At 72.3% G+C, this 18133-nt stretch carries 16 protein-coding genes and 1 pseudogene; 7 read left to right on the top strand and 10 right to left on the bottom strand.

The annotated features are described in order from the left end of the window. Nucleotides 1-430 precede the first annotated feature (430 nt). From AB0903_RS13415 to AB0903_RS13400, 4 genes are all read right to left on the bottom strand, one after another. Complete coding sequence (locus AB0903_RS13415; protein ID WP_366702152.1) at nt 431-3118, bottom strand: SpoIIE family protein phosphatase; 2688 nt, start codon at nt 3116-3118, stop codon at nt 431-433. 344 nt (nt 3119-3462) lie between these two features. After that, the gene (locus AB0903_RS13410) at nt 3463-3951 is read right to left on the bottom strand and encodes a DUF5709 domain-containing protein (protein ID WP_366702150.1); all 489 of its coding nucleotides are present in this window, start codon (nt 3949-3951) and stop codon (nt 3463-3465) included. Nucleotides 3952-4095: 144 nt separating this feature from the next. Beyond that, entirely contained in the window at nt 4096-4326 is a 231-nt protein-coding gene (locus AB0903_RS13405; protein ID WP_366702148.1) for a DUF6480 family protein, read from the bottom strand. A 28-nt stretch (nt 4327-4354) separates the two neighbouring features. Continuing rightward, the gene (locus AB0903_RS13400; protein ID WP_366702146.1) at nt 4355-4735 is read right to left on the bottom strand and encodes a DUF3140 domain-containing protein; all 381 of its coding nucleotides are present in this window, start codon (nt 4733-4735) and stop codon (nt 4355-4357) included. Between the two features lie 527 nt (nt 4736-5262). On the opposite strand from AB0903_RS13400, the gene AB0903_RS13395 reads away from it, so the two are divergent. Then, nucleotides 5263-5853 (top strand): hypothetical protein, encoded by a 591-nt coding sequence (locus AB0903_RS13395; RefSeq protein WP_366702231.1) that lies wholly within the window; start codon nt 5263-5265, stop codon nt 5851-5853. Nucleotides 5854-5935: 82 nt separating this feature from the next. On the opposite strand, the gene AB0903_RS13390 is transcribed toward AB0903_RS13395, so the two are convergent. Together AB0903_RS13390 and gvpK are read right to left on the bottom strand one after the other, a co-directional pair. Then, nucleotides 5936-6961, bottom strand: a complete 1026-nt coding sequence (locus AB0903_RS13390; RefSeq protein WP_366702144.1) for an NAD(P)/FAD-dependent oxidoreductase — start codon at nt 6959-6961, stop codon at nt 5936-5938. 96 nt (nt 6962-7057) lie between these two features. Beyond that, nucleotides 7058-7225: pseudogene (gene gvpK / locus AB0903_RS13385) on the bottom strand (gas vesicle protein GvpK); the annotation flags it as partial. 198 nt (nt 7226-7423) lie between these two features. Between gvpK and AB0903_RS13380 the strand changes: the two are divergent. Genes AB0903_RS13380 through AB0903_RS13370 form a run of 3 tightly spaced genes read left to right on the top strand, consistent with a single transcriptional unit; the run spans nt 7424 to nt 9339 of the window. Next, on the top strand, nt 7424-8215 hold the full coding sequence (locus AB0903_RS13380; protein WP_366702142.1) for a hypothetical protein: 792 nt from the start codon (nt 7424-7426) through the stop codon (nt 8213-8215). Nucleotides 8216-8218: 3 nt separating this feature from the next. After that, on the top strand, nt 8219-8692 hold the full coding sequence (locus tag AB0903_RS13375) for a phage holin family protein (RefSeq protein ID WP_366702140.1): 474 nt from the start codon (nt 8219-8221) through the stop codon (nt 8690-8692). Continuing rightward, nucleotides 8668-9339 (top strand): DUF3618 domain-containing protein, encoded by a 672-nt coding sequence (locus AB0903_RS13370; RefSeq protein WP_366702138.1) that lies wholly within the window; start codon nt 8668-8670, stop codon nt 9337-9339. The genes AB0903_RS13375 and AB0903_RS13370 overlap by 25 nt, the downstream gene beginning before the upstream one ends. On the opposite strand, the gene AB0903_RS13365 is transcribed toward AB0903_RS13370, so the two are convergent. Continuing rightward, on the bottom strand, nt 9288-10778 hold the full coding sequence (locus tag AB0903_RS13365; protein WP_366702136.1) for a helix-turn-helix transcriptional regulator: 1491 nt from the start codon (nt 10776-10778) through the stop codon (nt 9288-9290). The two genes, AB0903_RS13370 and AB0903_RS13365, sit on opposite strands and share 52 nt — an antisense overlap. Before the next feature lie 197 nt (nt 10779-10975). Here AB0903_RS13365 and AB0903_RS13360 point away from each other — a divergent pair, with 197 nt between their 5' ends. Together AB0903_RS13360 and AB0903_RS13355 are read left to right on the top strand one after the other, a co-directional pair. Further along, nucleotides 10976-11578: a hypothetical protein gene (locus AB0903_RS13360; protein WP_366702134.1), complete on the top strand. Its 603-nt coding sequence runs from the start codon at nt 10976-10978 to the stop codon at nt 11576-11578. 156 nt (nt 11579-11734) lie between these two features. Next, a complete protein-coding gene (locus tag AB0903_RS13355; RefSeq protein WP_366702132.1) occupies nt 11735-12502 on the top strand; it encodes a YoaK family protein in 768 nt (255 codons plus the stop codon). A gap of 70 nt (nt 12503-12572) precedes the next feature. Here AB0903_RS13355 and AB0903_RS13350 read toward each other — a convergent pair whose 3' ends face one another. Beyond that, on the bottom strand, nt 12573-12764 hold the full coding sequence (locus AB0903_RS13350; protein ID WP_366702130.1) for a DUF6381 family protein: 192 nt from the start codon (nt 12762-12764) through the stop codon (nt 12573-12575). A gap of 220 nt (nt 12765-12984) precedes the next feature. Here AB0903_RS13350 and AB0903_RS13345 point away from each other — a divergent pair, with 220 nt between their 5' ends. Next, a complete protein-coding gene (locus tag AB0903_RS13345) occupies nt 12985-13575 on the top strand; it encodes a CAP domain-containing protein (RefSeq protein ID WP_366702128.1) in 591 nt (196 codons plus the stop codon). On the opposite strand, the gene AB0903_RS13340 is transcribed toward AB0903_RS13345, so the two are convergent. Together AB0903_RS13340 and AB0903_RS13335 are read right to left on the bottom strand one after the other, a co-directional pair. Further along, entirely contained in the window at nt 13569-14084 is a 516-nt protein-coding gene (locus tag AB0903_RS13340) for a DinB family protein (protein WP_366702126.1), read from the bottom strand. The two genes, AB0903_RS13345 and AB0903_RS13340, sit on opposite strands and share 7 nt — an antisense overlap. Before the next feature lie 490 nt (nt 14085-14574). Beyond that, on the bottom strand, nt 14575-17955 hold the full coding sequence (locus tag AB0903_RS13335; protein WP_366702124.1) for a pyruvate carboxylase: 3381 nt from the start codon (nt 17953-17955) through the stop codon (nt 14575-14577). Nucleotides 17956-18133: the final 178 nt, after the last annotated feature.

Here is an 18133-nt window from a genome sequence, read left to right as displayed (position 1 = left end):
AGGAACGGGACTGAACACGAACACGAACGGGGACACGAACACGAACGAGAACGCGATACGGAAACGGAAACGGGAACCGGAACGGTGCAGCGATGTCCGGCGCCGGGGAGGGGCACCCGGGGCGTCTGCCAAGAAGTGGAACCGGTCGCTCACGCCGCCCCGGCCGTTGCGCGAGACAGACGCTACGGACGAGTAACCCCACGGGCAAGAGCGGCAATCGAACTTCACCGGGCCGAGCCGCCGGGGCCCTTTTTCTTGTCGTCCCGTCAGCAGGCGTCCCGGGTTTCTTGTCCCCGGGTGAGCGCCCGCGACCCGTCACACACCGGCCGTCCCGGTGGACCCGTCACACACCGGCCGTCCCGGTGGACCCGTCACACACCGGCCGTCCCGGTGGAGCCGTTCACGCGCCCGCGGTCCCCGGTGGAGCCGTTCACACGCCCGCACCGCCCGGCAGGGGCTGTTCGGTCCAGATGACCTTGCCGTCCGCCGTGTAGCGCGTCCCCCAGCGGTCGGCGAACTGCGCGACCAGGAACAGACCGCGTCCCCCCTCGTCGGTGATGGCGGCCTGCCGCAGATGGGGCGAGGTGCTGCTGTGGTCGGACACCTCGCAGATCAGGGCGCGCTCCCGGATGAGCCGCACCCGGATCGGCCCGGTGGCGTAGCGGATCGCATTGGTGACCAGCTCGCTGAGGATGAGCTCGGTGGTGAACGCCTCGTCCTCCAGTCCCCACGCCGCGAGCCTGTCGGCCACCGCCGCGCGCACCCGGGCCACCGCCGCCGGATCCGACGGCACGTCCCACTCCGCCACCTGCCCGGAGTCCAGTACTCGGGTGCGTCCCACGAGCAGCGCGATGTCGTCACGCGGCCGCTCGGGCACCAGTGCGGCCAGCACCGTCTCGCAGGTTTCCTCGGGGTCCTGCCCGGCGTGGTCGGCCAGTGTGCGGCGCAGCAGCTCCAGCCCTTCGTCGATCTCCCGTTCCCGGTCCTCCACCAGGCCGTCCGTGTAGAGCACCAGCCGGCTGTCCTCCGGCAGCCGCAGTTCGAGGGTCTCGAACGGCAGGCCGCCCAGCCCCAGTGGCGGCCCGCCCGGCACGTCCGCGAACTCCGCCGTGCCGTCCGGATGGACGATCACCGGCTGGAGATGCCCGGCCCGCGCCATGCTGCAGGTCCCCGACACCGCGTCGTAGATCGCGTAGATGCAGGTGGCCCCGGTGACCCCGGCGTCCGCGCCGTCGTCGGTCTCGTCCTGGTCGATACGGGCCACCAACTCGTCCAGATGGAACATCAGCTCGTCGGGCGGCAGGTCCAGGCTGGAGAAGTTGTGCACTGCCGTACGCAGGCGCCCCATGGTGGCGGCGGCGTGGAGCCCGTGGCCGACGACGTCCCCGACGACGAGAGCCACCCGTGCGCCGGGCAGCGGAATGATGTCGAACCAGTCGCCGCCCACGCCCCCCAGCCCCCCGAGCCCGGCCAGTGCGGGACGGTAGCGGTAGGCGACGTCGAGGGCGGTCTGCTCCGGCAGCACGCGGGGCAGCAGGCTGCGCTGGAGCGTGACCGCCATCGTGTGCTCGCGTGAGTAGCGCCGTGCGTTGTCGACACTGACCGCCGCGCGGGCGACCAGTTCCTCTGCCAGCGACAGATCCTCGTCCTCGAACGGCTCCGGATGGCCAGGCCCCCGCCAGAACATGGCCACGCCCAGGATCACGCCCCGTGCCCGCAGCGGAACCGCGATCATCGAATGGATGCCCTGCTCGAGCAGCATCCGGGCCCGCTCCGGATCCTGTTCCTGCCAGCCGGACAGGCTGGTCAGATCCGCCTGCAGCACCGCCTCTCCCCGGCCGAGCCCCCTGCCCATCGGCGTGACGGGTGCGAACCGGATCGTGTGCCCCAACGGGTAGAGCGCCGTCTCGCCGGAGCCGCTGACGGCGGTGCGCCGCATGTCGGTGTCCGCGCCCGTGGCGGTGGGCTCCTCGCCACGCAGCACCGCCTCCACCAGATCGACGGTGGCGAAGTCGGCGAACCGGGACGCGGCGAACTCGGTGAGCTCCTCGCACGTGCGGACCACGTCCAGCGTGGTGCCGATCTCCGTGCCCGCGTCGTAGAGCAGCCTGAGTCGTCCTCTGGCCAGGTCCGCCCGGCCCGTGAGGGCCTGCAGCTCCGTGGTGTCCCGCAGGGTCGCGACGCTGCCGGGCGGCCCGCCGTGCTGGTCCGTCGAGCGCTGGTTGACGGCGATGAGCCGCTGACCGACGGGGAACACCTCGTCGGTCACGACGCGCCCGGAGGACAGCAGACGTGTGGCGAGCGGATCGAGGCCCAGCTCCGTGACCGGCATGCCGTCCACCTCCGCCGGCAGACCGAGCAGTCGGCGGGCCTCGTCGTTGGCGAGCACCAGGCGGCCGTCGCCGCTGACGATCAGGACTCCCTCGCGGACTGCGTGCAGAACCGCGTCGTGATGTTCGTACATCCGGGTCATCTCGGCGGGGCCGAGCCCATGGGTCTGACGCCGCAGCCGGCGGCTGACCAGGGCCGTGCCGCCCGTGGTCAGCAGCAGTACGCCACCCGCGGCGCCGAAGAGGAGGGGGAACTGCTCCTCGACGACACCACTCACGTGCTCGATGGTGATACCGGCGGAGACCAGGCCGACCACGGTCCCGTCGTCGTCGGTGACCGGGACGGTCGCCTGGACGAGCGGTCCGATGGTGCCGGTGATCCGCTCGGTGAACACCTCGCCGGCGCGGGCATGGTCCAGGTCGCCGACGAACTTCTTACCGATCCGGTCCGGAAGCGGATGGGTGTAACGGGTGCCCTCGGGGTTCATCACGACGATGAAGTCGACGCCGGAACGCTTGCGGGCCGCCTCGGCCTCGGGCTGGAGCTGCGCGGTGGGATCGGGACTCGCCAGTGCCTCCTCGATTCCGGGGGAGTTGGCGAAGGTCTCCGCGACGGCGACCGACCGGTTGCGTGCCTCGCGTTCACTGCCCGCACGGGACTGGAACACGAGTGCCGCCATGGCCGCGGCGACGAGCAACACCACGATCGCCACCTGCAGGAGAAAGACCTGACCGGCGACAGTTCGCATCCTCAGAACCGAGCGCGGGCGGCCGTAGTGTCCGGCCATGGATTCTTTCTACACCTCCGCCTTGAGCTGGGCGAACCGCGCACGGCGGGCGTGGACGGTCCATGCCCGCCCTGCGCGGGGCTCAAGCATGCCAATGGAGGTGGCGGTGACCAAGGTCCTTGCGGAATTCGGGGAAGCGGAATTCCCGCGTCCGGTACGGTCGCGGCGGCGCACCCGGGCGGGGCGCCCACACGTGCCCCGGCGCACCCCCCGGCGGGGGCGCCGGCATGCGCCCGCCTGAACGGCCGTCAACCGATGCCGGTACGTCCCCCGCAGAATCACGACGGTTTTTCGTCGCCGACCCGGAAGAGGACCCGGAAGCGGGCCTGCCGCCGTACCTCGCGCTACTCGTCGCGCAGTTGGTCGTCGTCGGTCACGTGCACTGCGGCTTCCTCGGCCCCGGCGGCGCCGCCGTCGATGCCCACGTCACGGGCGACCATGTCGCTCGGCCGCCGGGGGGCGGGGTCCTCGGCGCTCGTGAGGCGCCCGGAGCGGGTCACGCCGGCCTCCTGGTCGACCGGCTCGCCTGCGCCGCCCTCGAGGTCGCCGATGCCGTCGCCCCGCGGCTCCTGCACGTCGGGAAGCTCCTGCGCGAGGCGCTGGTCGAGGCTCTCGCCCTCCTGCTGCTCCTCACCGGTCGTCCCGTGTTTGCCCACGCCGAGCGGTCGCTCGGGCGGGGAGTAGCCCTCCACCATCATGTCGTCGAGTCCGCGCTCGCCGATCACGTTCTCCATGTCGAGGTCGTTGTTCGGAGGGTTCTGCACGTCGGAGTGCTGCGGCTGGTAGACCTCGTCGCCCCGCGCCTGGTCGCGCCGGACTCCTTCGCCGGACATGGCATGTCTCCTTCCTGTGGCGGCTGCGGCTGATGCGGCGCGGTACCGCCTGCGCTCACCCGGCCGCGTTGCCGAAGGCGCACGGGACCACGAGTCCGCGGCGCGACCGTGTCGGCGGCGTGCGGTGACCGGGCAGGCGACCGGTCACAGGATCATGACCAGCGCGTACGTCAGGAAGAAGGCCGCGAAGACCACGACGACGATGCCGATGGCGATCATCGGACCCTTGGCCCAGCCGCGCGACTGGTCCCCGCGCGGGCCGGTCTCCGAACCGGTGCTCGCTTCGCCGGGCGGCGTCTCTCCGGGTGGCACGGTGCCACCGGGCCGGAGGCCGGGAGTCTTCCGGGGGTCGGGATCGGGGCTTTGACTGTTCATACCGGGCGGGTGCCCGAAATCTCCCGAGTCAACAGTCCGGATTTCGTCCCCTGCCGCGCACCGGCCAGCCGTTCGGTCGGCCCGCCTTCAGCGGGTCGTGCCCGAGCGCCATCAGCCGGTGGCGTCCGCGGGTGTCGTCCGTGCCCGCCGCGCTCTGCTCCCGCCGCGCCTGCACCGTGTCCACCACCTGGTACATCACGCGCACGTCGTCGTCGGTGAGGTCGGTGCGACGCTTGCGCGGCACCGCCAGGACCTTCCTCCGCGTCGGGGAGCCGGGCCCGTCCGGCGGGGGATCGGTGTCCTCGCCCGCGTCCTGGGCCTGGAGCCGGGCGCTCAGCTCCTGCGAGGTCATGTTGACGACACCGCGGAACTCCTCCCACAAGGCGTCGAGCTCGAGGGCGTCGGTCATCCGGGCCTCCCATCGCGTACGGACGGTTCCGCGTACCTCGCAGGCCGCGGCCACAGCACACCGGCGGTACGAGTACCGCCGGGCGGCCCGGGTACCCGGCGTGCGCACAGGCGAACCTGCCCCCACGCACGATCGGGCCCGGCCTTGTGATGGCGCTGGGGGCCACCGCGGGCAGGGCCGTGCTCGGTGGCTCCTTCCGCGTCACCGAGCAGCGCGGGCTCCTGCTGCCCCTGCCCGCGTGGGACGAGTTCGGCCGGGCCGACATCTCCGGCGCCGGCGGGCTGCCGCCGGAGGACGCCGCCGCCCACGGCTGCGTCGTCGGCACGTTCCACCCGTCGGCGGTGTTGCGGGCCGACGACCGTGAGGCGGCGTACCGCGGGCTGCTCTCGGACCTGCGGATCGCGCCGGACGTGCTCGCGGCCCGAGTGCCTGCCGGGCGGTCCGGGCGGGCGTATACGATCATGGCGGCCGGCCGTGCGGGCCGGCCGCCGTGTCGAGCGCCCGCCAAGACCCGAGAAGGACCCGGCATGTCCCGCAGCGCCGCGCAGCGGACCACTGAGGTGGCCCGCGCGGTCACCGATCTCCTCCAGCCCCGCAACGTGCTGCTGCCGGGCATGCTCGGCATCGGCGCGGCCGCCGCCGACAGCTGGACCGGCCTGCCGTGGGGCCTGCTGGGCGCGCTGTGCGCCGGCATCGTGCCTGCCGCCTACATCGAGAGGGAGCGCCGCCGCGGCACCTGGGGCGACCGGCACGTGGTGGACCGCCGACAGCGCGCCCCCATCTTCTTCGTGATCCTCGGCTCCATAGCTGTGGGCTTCGTGGTGATGGTCCTCGGGAACGCTCCGACCGGCATCCTGCTCGCGATGACGGCCTTGTGGGCGATGACCGTGGTCCTCCTCGCCGTGAACACCGTCTGGAAGATCAGCGTGGACTCGGCGGTCGCCTCCGCCGTCACGGCCCTGCTGGCCTGTGTCCATTCGCCGTGGTGGATCGCCGCCTACGGTCTCGTCCTGGCGGTGTGCTGGTCCCGCGTCGCACTCGGCTACCACTCGGTCGCCCAGACCGCCGCCGGCGCCGGGCTCGGTGCCGGCGGCGCCGCGGCGTTCCTGTTCGCGTAGAGCGCTTCACCTCGACCGCATCGCCGAGACCGTTTCGCCCGGGCCGCATCGTGTAGACGGGCCCTGGGCCACGCGGACGGTTTCACCCCGCCGGAGGGGCCTCACGACGGTGCCTGAGGTCCTCGACCGACCGGCGGGTCTCCTCCGAGATCAGGTCGGCGTTGATCATCGCTCCGGCGCGGACTCCCGCGGCTGCGGCGCCGATCACCTGGAGGCTCATGTCGGCCACGTTCCCGGCCACCCAGACGCCCGGTACCGCGGTCGCCCCGTTCGGGTCGGCGGTGATCCGCGTACCGATCACCACGCCGCCCATCTCCTGCTGCGCGACCTCGAGTCCCAGCCCGGCGAGGAAGGCGGCGCGGGCGGTGAAACGGGGGGCGACCACGAGCGCCTGGCGCGCGATCACCTTTCCGCTGTCGAGGACCACTCCGCTGAGCCGTCCGTCCGTCCTCTCCACGGACGCCACCCGCCCGTCCACGACGGCGATGCCACGGGCGGCCAGCTGCTCGTACTCGTCGTCGCCCGGCTCGGGGCCCGTGTGCAGGAACAGGGTCACGTCGTCGCTCCACTGCCGCCACATCAGGGCCTGGTGGACCGACATCGGACTGGTGGACAGCACCCCGATGCCCCGGTCGCGCACTTCGTACCCGTGGCAGTACGGACAGTGCAGCACTTCCCGTCCCCACCGCTCCGCCAGACCCGGCACCGGGGGCAGCTCGTCGACCAGGCCGGTCGTCACCAGCAGGCGGTCCGCCTCGACCGTCGCCCCGCCGCAGAGCGCCAGGCGGAACCGGCCGCTCTCCAGGCGTTCGGCGGCCTCCACGGTGCCTGTGACGAACTCGCCGCCGTAGCGGTTCACTTCGGCGCGCCCGGTCGCCAGGAGCTCTGCCGGTGCCACGCCTTCCTGCGACAGATACGCGTGTACGTGCCCGGCCGGAGCGTTGCGCGGCCGGCCCGAGTCGACGACCAGCACCGAGCGCCGGGCCCGGGACAGCGTCAGGGCTCCGCTCAGCCCCGCGGCCCCACCGCCGACGACCACGACGTCGTAACGCCCGCGCTCCGGTGCGCCCGCGCCGGTCGCCTTGTGTTCTGCTGCTGCTGTGGACATGTGGTGTACCTCCGTTCACCGGAGATACTCCGCCCATGGCAGGCGCCACGGCAAAGGATGTTGCGGAAACGGCAAAAGGGACTCGTCGCTCCCCGTGGGCGACAGCGGGCCCAGCGGGCTGAGATCGATGTTCAGATCGCCGGGCTCGAGGCCGGACTTGTCCCGCAGGACGTCCCTACGGTCCTCGAGCGGCATCAGCGTCATGCCGATGCGTTCCTCCTGGTCCTCCGTGAGTTCCCCGGTTTCCACCCGGCGCAGTGTTCGTTCTCTGCGATACGTCCCGTGGTCGCCTCGGGGCGGGGGGTATCCGGAGCCGTCGCTCTCAAGCCCCGCTCGGTAACAGACGGTGTTCATGATGGTTTGCTCTTGAACGGTTATTTTTCCCGATATGCGCAGATACGGTGCCGGGTGAGGGGTACCCGCACGGGGACAAGAACCGCATCGTCTGACGCAGGAGGAGTCTTGAGTGACATCGACGGCCCCGACCGCAGGGACCAGAACAAGACCGCGGCAGCAGCGAGCGCAGCACAGGAGAAGGCGGCGCAGGGTACGGAGGTGGTCACGGAGCACGCCTCGAGCGTGGCAGGCACCGCCAAACAGCAGGCGGCGGGAGTGGCCGACGAGGCTCGCTCCCAGGCCAGGGATCTGACGGGCCAGGTGCGCGGTCAACTCCGCGACCAGGCGCATTCCCAGACCCACAGCCTGGCCGCCAATTTGCAGCAGGTGTCCGACGACCTGAAGGAGATGAGCAGCAACGCCCGGTCGGGCTCCGCGGCGGCCAAGGCCGTGCGCCAGGTGGCCGACGGCAGCGGGCGAGTGGCCTCCCGCCTCGAGAGCCGGGGCCCCGAGGGACTGCTCAGCGACCTCGGGGACTTCGCCAGGCGCAGGCCCGGCGTGTTCCTGGCGGGGGCCGCACTGGCAGGCTTCGCCGTCGCCCGCGCCGGCAAGGGCGTCCAAGCAGCAGGCTCCGGCTCCGACGGCGGCGGCCGGAGTGCCTCCGGCGCGGAGCCGTCCGGTGCCGACCGCCCGGCGGAACACCTCGCACCGGCCGGCGTGGCCTCGGGCGACACGCGTTCCGAATCGTCCCGCGCCGGATTCGGGCAGCCGGACCCACTGGACACGTACGAGCAGTCGCAGCCGCCGCACCGCACCCCCGGCAGCGCCGGCGGCGACTCGGGGCCGGTGACACCGCACACCCCGCCCGCGTACCCGCGCAGCCGGGACGACGGGGCCCCGCCAGTGCAAGGGAGTTGAGCCGTGGCCACCATCCATCCGGACAGGGCGGCGTCGGTACGGGATCGCCGGACCCGGCCGGGCCGGTCCGTCGAACCGGCGTCGGTCGAGCAGTCGACCGGCGAACCGTCGGTCGGTGAGCTGGTCGGTGAGATCAGCAAGGACGTGTCCCGACTCGTCCAGGAAGAGATCCAGCTGGCCAAGGCGGAAATGAAGGAGGAGGCGACGAAGGCGGGTAAGGCGTCGGGCATGCTCGCCGGCGCAGGCTACGCGGGACACTTCGTGCTCCTGCTGGGCAGTCTGACCGTTGTCTTCGCGCTCGCCAACGTCATGGACTGGGCCTGGGCGGCACTGATCGTGACCGCCGTCTGGGCCGTGGTGGGCTCGGTCCTCTTTGTCCGCGGCCGCAAACAGATGCGGAAGGTGAACCTCAAACCCGAGCAGACCGTCGAAACCCTGAAGGAGGACGCCCGATGGGTACGCAACCCGACGAGCTGAGGAGCGAAGTGGAACACACGCGGGCCCACCTGGCCCGCAATGTGGACCTCCTGGCCGACCGGATGGCGCCCCGCAGGATCGCCCGCCGGAAGGCCGACTCGGCGCAGCATCGACTCAGGGGAATCAAGGAGCACGTCATGGGCTCGGCCAAGGAATCCAGGAGCGGCGTGTCCTCGACCGCGCACAACGTCGCGGACACCGCAGGACAGGGCGCTGATCAGATGAGTGAGAAGGCGAAGGCCACGGCGGGCAAGGCCAAGGCCACCGCCGGCCACTTCGGCAGCAGCGCCCAGCAGGCGCCTGCCCGGATGAAAGAACGCACCCAGGGCAGCCCCCTGGCCGCCGGTGTCATGGCCTTCGGCGCGGGCATGCTGGCAGCGGCGTTCCTGCCGCCGTCGAAGGCGGAGGAACGTGTCGGGGAGCAGCTGCGCGAGCACTCCGACGAGCTCCTCGAACCGGTCAAGCAGGGCGCCCACGACGTACAGGAAGGGCTGCGCGGCCCGGCCAAGGAGGCCGTCGAGGAAGTCAGGTCGGCGGCGCAGGACGCGGCGCGCACCACAAAGGACGAGACACGCAGCGCAGGGCAGGACACGGCTCAGGGTCTGCGCGAGGTCGGCAAGGACGAGACCCAGCGGCGAGAACCGTAGTCGTACTCGTACACGGGACCGCCTCCCGGCGCGCTCGTACGGAACGGCCGGCCGTTGTCGTCGATCCGTACGGTGCCCGTCCTCCCGCCGCCGGACCACCGCAGCTCCAGGTACCAGTCGCAGTCGCACGTGACGGTGCGGCCGGAGACCAGCAGCACCTCGGGGTCGGTGGCCGAGATCCGGTACGGGAACGAGACGGCGGGGATGGGCACACCGGCATCGTTGCCTGCCTCCGGGCGGGCAACGGGCCGTGGCCTGTCCAGATCCACGTCGAACAGACGGGGCGTCAGCGACCCGCCGCACCCGGCGTCCATGCGGTACACCGGGCGTTCCTGAGGGGCACGGCGCGTGGTGACGCGTACATGGAGTGATTCGAGTACGACCGCCTGCCGTCCGCTCCCTTGCAGCGTGATGCGGACCTGGGTCTCCGCGCCGTGCTCCGCATCGAGCGACCGGGCCCACTGTTCGGCGTCGGCCGCGGGCGGCGGCGCCGGGACTCGGGCCGGGCCGCGGCGGACGATGTAGGTGTGGCCGCAGCCGTTCCGCCAGACGTGATCGTCGGTGACCCAGGTGAAGGGCGCCGCCTCGGCGGGCGGGTTCGGGGACGGCTCACGTTCAGTGCCCGGGGTGGTGAAGCCCCCGAAGCCGAGCAGCAGGGCGAGCGTGACGACGGCCGCACCGAAGGCGGCGGCATACGCGCGGCGGCGTCCGCACCGCGACAGGGCCGACGCCCCGGTGACGGCCCCGCGACCGGCCCGCCCCGTCCCCGCTTCCGCTGCCATCTCGGCTTCCGTCTCCCCGGGCCGAGGCCCTGCCGGATCGTCCCGGGCCGCGGTGCCCGCCGCCCCGCGGGCCGCACCGCCTCCGGCGCCTCCGGCCGTGCCGATGTCCTCCGCATGGCTGGTCCGGGCTCCACCGGTCGCTTCCGCGCCGCTGTCCGGTGCCTGCGCCCCCTCCGCGTCGGAGTTGTGCGCACGCGCCGTCCCCGCGTCGGCGTCCTGGCCACGCGCCCCCTCCGTCTCGGCGTCCTGCGCAGGTGCCTTCTCCGCGGCAGGCGCCCTCTCCGCGCCGGCTGCCGGCACTCGTGCCTCTGCCGCGCCGGGACTCGTCGTGCCGGCGTCATGAATGGCCGCCCCTTCGGCACTTGTCGTGCCGTCCCTCGTCCCGAGCTGTCGGCGACTGCTGCGTTCGGCGTCGGCCAGGACCCACAGCCGGTGCAGCGCCACCAGATCATCGCCCCGGCATCCGCAGAGCCTGGCGAGGCGCTCGACGGGCGCGAACTCCATCGGAAGCGTCCGCCCCGAGCAGTACCGGTGCAGCGTCGACGCGCCGACACCCGTCCGGCGCGACAGCGAGCCGTACGTCCGCCCTGAGGCCGCCCGCAGTTCGCTCAGCTTCCGGGCGAACGCCTGCCCCGCGGTGTCCCTCGGCCCTTCCACCACTCCCGCTCCTCTCGTCCGCCCGTTTCAGGAGGCGTTTCACCCCACCCGACAAAGCCCACGTCAACGGGGGTGGAATGGTTCCATCGTTCTCCGGTGGCGGCCGGTCCTTGCAAGTGGCAGGCGGGCGGCGCAGTCTGGCGATCCATCAGCGATGGACCGACCAGCAACGGACCGACCAGGGGGAAACACCTGCCATGAAGTACATCCGCACCGCTGCCGTGACGACCGCGGCCGTGGCCATGACCGTCGCGTCGCTCACGACCACGACCGCGGCCGCCGCCGCCCCCGCACCCGAGTTCCTCTCCGTGTCGGAGCTGCCCGCCTCCTCGACTCCGTGGTCCGCCGACCCGGTCCGGCCGGGTCCGCCCGAGTACTCCATGTGTACGGAGGGCGTCGTTTCGAAGGGCAGGACCCGGCACCGCGAGTTCAGGACCGAGCTGGACACCACGGCCCGCCAGACGACCACGGTCGCACCCACGGTCGCCAAGGCGAAGGTGCTTGCCGCACAGCTCCGCCGCGCGGTCGAGACCTGCCTGGACCGGCTGAAGGCCGAGTACCCGGGCATCGAGGGGGAGACCCTGCACCACGGCAGGATCGGCGTCGAGGGGGGCGCCCACGTCTACAGCATCGACACCGCCCATCCCGAGGTCGGCTCGACGGACATCGGCCTCTACGCGGTCGGCCGCGACGGCCGCACCGTGACCGTCGTCGAATGGGGTCAGTTGGGCGACCTCGACGGCGCTCCGCTGAGGGGCTTCAAGAAGACGACCCGTACCGCCGTCGCCAAGCTCTACTGAGCCGCCCGCCTGGCGTCCCGAGGGCCTGCCCCCGCACCACGGTGGCGGGGGCAGGCCCCCGACGGACTCGCCACCGGGTCGCGCCGGGGCACGGGCAACCTCACCGCTTACGATGGCGCCACCCACCCGGACCGGACGAAGGCGGGTGAAAGCCGCATGCCCGAGGGGCAGCCCACGGAGGCCGGGGTCCGGACGCCGGCATCCGAAACGGCCCTCACGGCGACCATGGTCGCGCTCACCATGACCACGGGCGTGATCGAAGCCGTCAGCTTCCTGGTGCTGGGCCCGGTCTTCACCGCCGTGCAGACGGGCAACCTGCTCTTCCTCGGGTTCGCGATCGCCGGCACGGAGTACGACCTGTCCCCGGCGGCCTCGGGAATCTCACTCGCCGGGTTCGCCGCAGGGGTCGTCGTCGGCAGCAGGTTCGAGGCGGCCGTACAGGCACGCGGGTCGCGCTGGTTCTTCGCCGCGCTCGTGGCCGAGGCGGTGCTCCTCGGCGGGGGAGCGGTGCTGGCATGGGGCATCGTGGAAATCGGCCAACCGCTGACCGCGCGGCACTACGCGGTCACAGCGATCGTCGCAGCCGCGATGGGGGTGCAGAACGTGACGGCGATGAAGGCGCCGGTGCCGGACGTACCCACGACCCTGGCCACCCGGGCGATGACGGGGCTGCTCGGAGAAGCTCGGTTCGTCCTCGGTGGCACCGCCTCCGCCACCGGCGCCGGTGCCTCGGCGGGCGCTGGGCGCCGGCGCCGCCGCGCCGCGTCCGTGGGCGCCATGTTCGCCGGCGGGCTCCTCGGCGCGGCACTGCTGAGAGCGTCCGTGAGCCCCGCCGTGCTGCTTCTCGCCGTGGCCGCGGCCGTGCTCGGCGTCGCAGCCGTCCACGGGTTGCTCCTCGGTCGCCGCCGCGTCCGTATGGCATGACACGACGCTGCCCGGCCGGTCGGCGCTCGCGGGGGAGTGCACCGACCGGCCGGGCAGCGTCCGGCCCGGGCTACTTCGGCGGGTAGATGTCGCCGCCGCCCATGCTGCTTTCCTGCTCGCTCTGCGACTGCAGCCGCTTGGCCTTCTCCTCCAGCCGCTGACGCTCCTGCGGGTCCGTGGCGCGCTCCGCTGCCTGCTTCAGCTCCTGCGCCTTCTCACGCATCTGACGGGCACGGCCGCCGGATTCACCTGCAACGCTCATGATCATCGCTCCTTGCGGTCACTCGGAAGAGCGGGCCCGACCAGCGAACCAGCGACCGGCGGAAACCGCATCCCGGAGCGTCACTCGCAGTGACCGTCGCATGTCCGCACCGTCAAGGACCGGTCCCTCGATGGGCCCAGCGGCGGGCGCGGTGCGCCGGACGGAACGGGCCGGTGTGACAACCTCCCCCTTCTGCGCTTCCTGCGGAAGAGGAGAACCCATGCGCCGCCCGACGCGGCTTCGGCCGTCCCGAGTCGTCCTGCTGCCGATGCGCGGGGCGGTGTTGCTCGCCGCCGTGCTCACCGTGTGGCAGGCGGGGGACGGGCGGCAGGGTACGGGAGCGGGCGGCGGCGCGGTCGTCGGCCGGGGCCCCGCCGACACCACGGCGTCGCCGCCACCGGCCGCCGGGCGCGCCGCCGGGAACGACGCGGCAAGGATCGCCGACCTGGTGAACGCGGAACGCGTCAAGGCGGGTTGTGCCCGTCTGTCGGTGGACCCGCGGCTGGAGAAGGCGGCCCGCGCCCACGCCGACGACATGGCCGCCCGTGGCTACTACCGGCACATCGGCCCGCGCGGCCGTGACGGCGGAGACCGGTTGACAGCCGCCGGCTACGCCTGGAGCCGGTGGGCGGAGAACATCCACAGGGGCCCCATGGACCCCTCGGTGGTCGTCGCCGACTGGATGCGGAGCCCCGCTCACCGCGGCGCCGTCCTGGACTGCCGCTTCGAGGACATGGGCATCGGCGTGAACCACGCGTCCGGCGGCCCCTGGTGGGTCCAGGACCTCGGAACCCGCCGAGGGGCTCAGTAGTAGCCCTTCTGCCCGTCGAGCAGCTCCCGCACGGTGTCCATGTGACCGGCGTGCCGGGACGTCTCCTCGATCATGTGGATCAGCATCCAGCGCAACGAAGCGGCTCCGGAACGGAAATCGGGGTGCCGTCCGGCCTCGTCGAGAGAGTGCGCGGCGATGATCTCGTTCGAGACCGCGCACTGCCGCGCGTACTCGTCGAGCAGCTGCGCCAACGGGACACCCTTGACCCGCATGTCCGCATCCTCGGGCTCGTCCACGAACCGCGGTCCTTCTGCGGGGCCGCCCAGGAAGAGCACCTCGAACCAGGTGTTCTCAACCCAGCGGAGGTGGGAGACCACACCGGCCATGGTCAACAGCGGCGACGACGGCAGAAGAGGACGGTGGGCGTCCTCCTCGGACAGTCCTTCGCACTTGTAGTGGATGATCGCGCGCTGCAGGTCGAGCCATCCGACGAGCTGGGTCCGCTCGTCGGCGGTGAACGGCGGTCGTGTACGGGGCGGCAGTGTCATGGGGGCCGACGGTACCGGGGCGGGCATCGCCGGCGCACCGCAATTCCGTTCGTCCCGAAGAGGCGACCGCGACGTCTGTCGCCGGCCTCGCCGGGTGGGTGCTCCTCCGGCGGGAGCGGTCGGCGGCGGTGCCCACGGCGACGGCCTTCGCGACGGCGATCAGGGGACGGCCTTCGCCATGCCGATCACGGCGACGGCCGGCCGCGTCGGCCGGGCGCGGTGCCGGCTGAGGGCGACCATGCGAACAAGGCAGCGAAGATCGGATCGACGCCCTGCTCACGGAGGCCAACGCCAAGGACGCCTGACGCCCACGGCGGCTCCCTTCCCGCTCGCGGACCACCCCGCCGTGCCGTCGCTCTCCGGCGCGGCCCGCGCGTGGAATCCGGCCGGACGGCCATGCCGCCGCCCACCGGGGCGAACCGGCAGGCGCGCAGCGTCGCCGCGACGCCGCGCGCCCTGCCTCCCGGTCAGCGGGGCCGGTCCCGCCGCGTCACGGCGCGATCTCGATCAGCAGGTCACCGGCCTCCACCTGCTGGACCTCGCCGATGGCGACCCGCCGCACGGTACCGGTGCTCTGCGCGGTGATGGACGCCTCCATCTTCATGGCCTCGATGGTCGCCACGGTCTGCCCCGCACTCACCGACGCTCCCTCCGTGACCTGGAGGGTGACCACGCCCGCGAACGGCGCCGCGACGTGGCGGTCGTTGCCGCGGTCCGCTTTCTCCGCCGCCTTCACCGTCGTCGCGACGGAGTTGTCACGCACCGACACCGGGCGCATCTGCCCGTTCATACGGGTCAGCACGGTGCGGAACCCGCGCTCGTCCGCCTCCGAGATGGCCTCCAGCTCGATGAGCAGCGTCACACCCGGCTCCAGGGTGACGGTGTGCTCGCCGTCGGGCTCGAGCCCGTAGAAGAAGTCCTTCGTCGACAGCACGGAGGTGTCGCCGTAGTGCTCCCGATGGGACTCGAACGACTTGGCAGGGCCGGGGAACAGCAGCCGGTTGAGGGTCGACCGGCGCTCGTCGCGCAGCCCCCGCAGGTCCTCCTCGGACAGCCGTGGCGGCTCGGCCTGCGGCGGCCGTGCCTCCAGCGCCCGGCTGCGGAAGGGCTCCGGCCAGCCGCCGGGAGGGTCACCCAGTTCACCGCGGAGGAAGCCGATGACGGAGTCCGGGACGTCGAACTTCTCCGGCGACGACTCGAAGTCCTCGGCCGAGACACCGGCACCCACGAGGTGCAGGGCGAGATCGCCCACGACCTTCGACGACGGCGTCACCTTGACCAGGCGGCCCAGCATGCGGTCCGCCGCCGCGTAGTACTCCTCGACCAGCTCGAACCGGTCACCCAGTCCGAGCGCGATGGCCTGCTGCCGCAGGTTCGACAACTGGCCGCCGGGGATCTCGTGGTGGTACACGCGGCCGGTCGGCGACGCGAGCCCCGACTCGAACGGCCGGTACACCTTCCGCACCGCCTCCCAGTAGGGCTCCAGGTCGCCCACGGCCTGCAGGGACAGGCCCGTCTCCCGCTCGGTGTGGTCGGTGGCCGCGACCAGTGCCGACAACGACGGCTGACTGGTCGTTCCCGCCATCGACGCGACCGCGGCGTCCACGGCGTCGACGCCGGCGTCGATCGCCGCGACCAGGGTGGCGAGCTGGCCTCCCGCCGTGTCGTGCGTGTGCAGGTGCACGGGCAGGTCGAACCGCTCCCGGAGCGCCGTCACCAGGGTGCGCGCGGCGTGCGGACGCAGCAGGCCCGCCATGTCCTTGATGGCCAGGACGTGGGCCCCGGCCTCCACGATCTCCTCGGCCAGCCGCAGGTAGTAGTCCAGGGTGTAGAGCTTCTCCGCCGGGTTCGACAGGTCGGAGGTGTAGCAGAGCGCGACCTCGGCCAGCGCCGTCCCCGTGGCCCGTACGGCGTCGATCGCCGGACGCATCTGCGAGACGTCGTTGAGGGCGTCGAAGATCCGGAACACGTCCATGCCGGTGGCGGCGGCCTCGGCCACGAACGCGTCGGTCACCTCCGTCGGATACGGCGTGTAGCCCACCGTGTTGCGGCCCCGCAGCAGCATCTGCGTGCAGATGTTGGGCACGGCCTCGCGCAGCGCCGCGAGCCGCTCCCACGGATCCTCCGCGAGGAACCGCAGCGCCACGTCGAAGGTGGCGCCGCCCCAGCACTCGAGGCTGAGCAACTGCGGTGCGGTACGGGCCACATGGGGCGCCACTGCGAGCAGGTCACGGGTACGTACCCGGGTCGCCAGCAGCGACTGGTGGGCGTCGCGGAAGGTGGTGTCCGTGACGGCGACGGCGGACTGTGCCCGCAACTCCTCGGCGAACCGCTGGGGGCCGAGCGCGGCCAGCCGCTGGCGGGAGCCGTCGGCCGGCGGGGCCGTGAGGTCGATGGCGGGCAGCTTCTCCGCCGGTTCCACGACGGAAGGACGCGGTCCGTGCGGGCGGTTGACGGTCGTCTCCGCGAGGTGGCCGAGGATGCGGCTGCCCCGGTCGGCCGGCGGCCGGGTCCGCAGCAGATACGGCCGCTCGTCGATGAAGGACGTGGTCACCCGGCCGGCCTGGAAGTCCGGGTCGTCCAGCACGGCGCCGAGGAACGGCAGGTTCGTCGACACACCCCGGATACGGAACTCGGCGATGGCGCGCCGGGCCCGCCGCACCGCGTTCGCGTGGTCGTGCCCCTCACAGGTCAGCTTGACCAGCAGGGAGTCGAAGTGCGCCGAGACCGACGCGCCGGTGTGCACCGTGCCGCCGTCGAGCCGCACACCGGGGCCGCCGGGGGAGCGGTAGGCGGCGATGGTCCCGGTGTCGGGCCGGAAGCCGTTGGCCGGGTCCTCGGTCGTGATCCGGCACTGCAGCGCCGCACCCGTCAGTGTGACGCTGTCCTGCGTCAGGTTGAGTTCGGGCAGCGTCATGCCCGACGCGATACGCAGCTGGGCGATCACGAGGTCTCGTCCGGTGACCTCTTCGGTGACCGTGTGCTCGACCTGGATGCGCGGGTTCATCTCGATGAAGACGTGGTTGCCGCGCCCGTCGACGAGGAATTCGACCGTGCCGGCGTTGACGTAGCCGATATGGCGGGCGAACGCGACGGCGTCGGCGCAGATACGGTCCCGCAGGTCGGGGTCGAGGTTGGGCGCAGGGGCGATCTCGACGACCTTCTGGTGACGCCGCTGCACCGAGCAGTCCCGCTCGTAGAGATGCACGACGTTGCCGTCTGCGTCGGCCAGGATCTGCACCTCGATGTGACGGGCGTCGATCACGGCCTGCTCGAGGAACACCGTCGCGTCGCCGAAGGCCGAGCGCGCCTCGCGCATCGCGGCCTCGGCGGACTCCCGCAGGTCGCCGGGTCGCTCGACCCGCCGCATACCGCGTCCGCCGCCGCCCGCGACGGCCTTGACGAACACGGGGAAGCCGATGTCGTCGGCCGCGCGGACCAGTTCGTCCACGTCGGCCGTGGGGGCCGACGACTTCAGGACCGGGACGCCGGCCTCGCGCGCCGCCGCCACGGCCCGGGCCTTGTTGCCGGTCAGGTTCAGTACCGAGGCCGGCGGCCCCACGAAGGTGATGCCCGCCTCCTCGCACGCGGCGGCCAGCTCCGGATTCTCCGAGAGGAATCCGTAGCCGGGGTAGACCGCGTCGGCCCCCGCCCGGCGGGCGGCCTTCACGATCTCCTCGACGGAGAGGTACGCGCGCACCGGGTGGCCGGGTTCGCCGATCCGGTACGCCTCGTCCGCCTTCGCTCTGTGCAGCGAGTTCCGGTCTTCATGCGGGAACACGGCCACCGTCGAGACACCGAGCTCGAAAGCGGCTCGGAAGGCCCGGATCGCGATCTCACCGCGGTTGGCGACCAGTAGTTTGCCGAACATCTCGCTCCGTCTCTGTGGTGGCCGCTCACGGATGCCCGGGCGACCGCTGTGACATGGGAACGCTCCGTTGCGCTCAGCGTAGGGCCCTGGCTACCAGGAACGATGCCCGGGCAGCCAGGGCGTGCGTCACTTTTCCGGGGAGCGGTTCGATCACGGCCTCCGGTCCGTGTCGCCGCCG

This window comes from Streptomyces sp. NPDC048389, assembly GCF_040706335.1.
Classification (GTDB): Bacteria; Actinomycetota; Actinomycetes; order Streptomycetales; family Streptomycetaceae; genus Streptomyces.
Note: the sequence above shows the minus strand (reverse complement) of the source record. Positions and strands in the feature narration are given on the sequence as shown.

Bases quoted from the DNA above. Each gene is read 5' to 3' on its own strand.
- AB0903_RS13335 (WP_366702124.1), bottom strand. From the start codon at position 17,955: ATGTTCGGCAAACTACTGGTCGCCAACCGCGGTGAGATCGCGATCCGG.
- AB0903_RS13360 (WP_366702134.1), top strand. From the start codon at position 10,976: ATGAAGTACATCCGCACCGCTGCCGTGACGACCGCGGCCGTGGCCATG.
- AB0903_RS13340 (WP_366702126.1), bottom strand. From the start codon at position 14,084: ATGACACTGCCGCCCCGTACACGACCGCCGTTCACCGCCGACGAGCGG.
- AB0903_RS13345 (WP_366702128.1), top strand. From the start codon at position 12,985: ATGCGCCGCCCGACGCGGCTTCGGCCGTCCCGAGTCGTCCTGCTGCCG.
- AB0903_RS13370 (WP_366702138.1), top strand. From the start codon at position 8,668: ATGGGTACGCAACCCGACGAGCTGAGGAGCGAAGTGGAACACACGCGG.
- AB0903_RS13355 (WP_366702132.1), top strand. From the start codon at position 11,735: ATGCCCGAGGGGCAGCCCACGGAGGCCGGGGTCCGGACGCCGGCATCC.
- AB0903_RS13350 (WP_366702130.1), bottom strand. From the start codon at position 12,764: ATGAGCGTTGCAGGTGAATCCGGCGGCCGTGCCCGTCAGATGCGTGAG.
- AB0903_RS13405 (WP_366702148.1), bottom strand. From the start codon at position 4,326: ATGAACAGTCAAAGCCCCGATCCCGACCCCCGGAAGACTCCCGGCCTC.
- AB0903_RS13400 (WP_366702146.1), bottom strand. From the start codon at position 4,735: ATGACCGACGCCCTCGAGCTCGACGCCTTGTGGGAGGAGTTCCGCGGT.
- AB0903_RS13390 (WP_366702144.1), bottom strand. From the start codon at position 6,961: ATGTCCACAGCAGCAGCAGAACACAAGGCGACCGGCGCGGGCGCACCG.
- AB0903_RS13410 (WP_366702150.1), bottom strand. From the start codon at position 3,951: ATGTCCGGCGAAGGAGTCCGGCGCGACCAGGCGCGGGGCGACGAGGTC.
- AB0903_RS13395 (WP_366702231.1), top strand. From the start codon at position 5,263: ATGTCCCGCAGCGCCGCGCAGCGGACCACTGAGGTGGCCCGCGCGGTC.
- AB0903_RS13415 (WP_366702152.1), bottom strand. From the start codon at position 3,118: ATGGCCGGACACTACGGCCGCCCGCGCTCGGTTCTGAGGATGCGAACT.